Origin of the sequence: Pseudoflavonifractor capillosus (assembly GCF_016899775.1) — a bacterium.
In the GTDB taxonomy this organism is placed as follows: domain Bacteria; phylum Bacillota; class Clostridia; order Oscillospirales; family Oscillospiraceae; genus Lawsonibacter.
In genome coordinates, this window is record NZ_JACJJE010000121.1 from 1 (window position 1) to 2,188 (window position 2,188).

At 45.1% G+C, this 2,188-nt stretch carries 3 protein-coding genes; all 3 read left to right on the forward strand.

Annotated elements, in window-relative coordinates; all coding sequences use genetic code 11:
- Nucleotides 1-531: RNA polymerase sigma factor (locus H6B31_RS16505; RefSeq protein WP_204899494.1), on the forward strand; the 531-nt coding region annotated here is incomplete at its 5' end.
- Nucleotides 532-1,262: 731 nt separating this feature from the next.
- Nucleotides 1,263-1,619: a hypothetical protein gene (locus H6B31_RS16510; RefSeq protein WP_204899495.1), complete on the forward strand. Its 357-nt coding sequence runs from the start codon at nt 1,263-1,265 to the stop codon at nt 1,617-1,619.
- A 204-nt stretch (nt 1,620-1,823) separates the two neighbouring features.
- On the forward strand, nt 1,824-2,188 hold a 365-nt coding region (locus H6B31_RS16515), incomplete at its 3' end, for a hypothetical protein (RefSeq protein ID WP_204899496.1).

Consider the following 2,188-nt stretch of genomic DNA (forward strand, 5'->3'; position numbering starts at 1 on the left):
ATTGAAGATGAGAGCGACCGTGACTTTATGGAGCAGGTGTACCGGCAATACCATCGACTGATGTATCATACAATCTATCAGCTCACAGATGATCCCTGGCTGGCAGATGATGTTCTCCAAATCACATTGGTAAAATTAATTGATAACATACCGACCCTCCGTTCTCTTTCCGACACAAAAAGGATCAACTACATTATCTCTGCAGTAAAAAACTCCACTTACACTCAATTACGAAAAACAAAGAACCATCCAGAAATTGATATAGAGGAGTGGATGATGAAAAATACTCTCACTGCAGAGGACGATCCAGAATTATTAGCCATTCACAAGGAAGAGATACAAGCATTTAGCCAAATATGGCCCAAACTGGATGATAAGAATCGGCTTTTGCTAGAAGGCCGCTTTATTTTAGGAAAGTCTTACGAAGAATTAGCTGTTGATCTTGGCATGAATCCAAACAGCGTCCGTATGGCGGTAACGCGGGCCAAACGGTTGGCCTACCAAAAGTGGCGTAAATATATGAAGGAGTAGTTTATCGTTAAAACAGCGCAGTGTTCCATTGGCGGAGCACTGCGCTGTTTCACCTTAGTATTTGAGTATGGATTAGATGCGTAGCCTCTGTTCTGATAATGGAAAGATCAACCAGTTGCTGGGATACTAACTCTCCAGCGTGCGGATGAGGCTGACACGGGATAGACATAGATCACTGCATTCGGTACGGAGGGATGGAGAACGATATCCCCCGGGGACAGTGGCCTATTCTGCGATCTAAGCGTGGAATATTTTGATAGATCCCACTGGGAGCATAAGATCCTGAGCTAAATTTTGGTTGGGAGTCAGTGCTTTAATCCATTGCCGTCTATAATATAAAAATCATGGCCCACCTCAGAGATCTGTGGTGGGTAGGGTTGTTATGCCCTGGTGGAGATTAGTTTTTTTAAATGAAATTTAAATATTCCACAAATGATGATATGTAACAAGTCATATGTATATATTTTAGCAATGAACCAAACTAAAGTAGACATGATCAAATCGTCAAGTGGAATACATAAGGATGCTTAATTAATTGTGTTGCGTTTGGGACTTTCGGCAGTCTTCTTAAATGAAGTTAACTTCAAAAGAATAAAAAGGGGAGTGATTCCAGTGCAGAATATTGTGTAGATATTTCGGAAGAAAACAAGTACGACCAATAAAGACAAGAGAGGGTGTAAAAAATGAAAAAATGTATTGCAGCACTGAGTTTGACAATGTGTCTTGCTTCTATGAACGTATCAGTCTGCGCCTCTGAAATTGTTCCTTACGCTGTTACGAAACCAACTGCATTTGCACCTACATCTTGGTATGATACTTGGCACAACTGGTCAGCCAAGAACTATACATATTCGAAATATTATTTCACAAAAAATAGCAATACCGTGATTACCTGTGAAAAAGAGTTTTCTGTTGAGTTCTACAGTCCTGATGGCGATTTAATTTATGAAGAAGTAGCTGGATGGAATGTTGAATGGGACAGCTATTATGTGAACACTGGATTCCCTGAAGACTATTACTTTGTAATTTACAATGAATCTGACTCCTCAATCACCACAGCTGACGCAAGTTATATTGTGTGGAAATAAAGAATTCTGTTGAAAATGAAGAAAACCAGAATTCTTTGGTCGAGAATGCTGCAGCACTCAACCTCAAAAAAGAAAGCTACACTAGCATTTGTTGGAGGGATAACTACAATTCTCTTGGGAGGATACATAGTTTTATGCGCTTGGGTCGATAGTTCTCCTAAGATCCTACTGGGGGTTTCTGCAGCCGGTGTGCCGGTGGGCGGGATGACCCAGGAGCAGGCGCTCTCGGCGCTGGAGGAAAATCTGGGGCAGGTGTCCAATGTGGCACTACCTCTGGAGTACGGCCCCTGGGAGGGGGAGATCACCGCCGCCGCCGTACGGGTGGACGACCAGGCCACCGTGGCCCAGGCGTGGCAGACCGGGCGGGAAAACTTCCTGCTGCAGGGCGGCTCCTACCTGGCGCACCTGCTGGGGGCGGAGAATGAGATCGACCTGACCCTGGCCTGGACCGATTCCGGCAAGTCGGAACTGAAGGCGAAGATGGACGAGGCCGACCTCCAGGTGGGGGGCGCCCTCACCAACGCCACCTATGCCATGGAGGGAGATAAGCTCCTGCTCACCAAGGGGGT

What these genes read in the sequence shown, in the direction of transcription:
- H6B31_RS16510 (WP_204899495.1), top strand. Translation starts at nt 1,263, where the DNA reads ATGAACGTATCAGTCTGCGCCTCTGAAATTGTTCCTTACGCTGTTACG.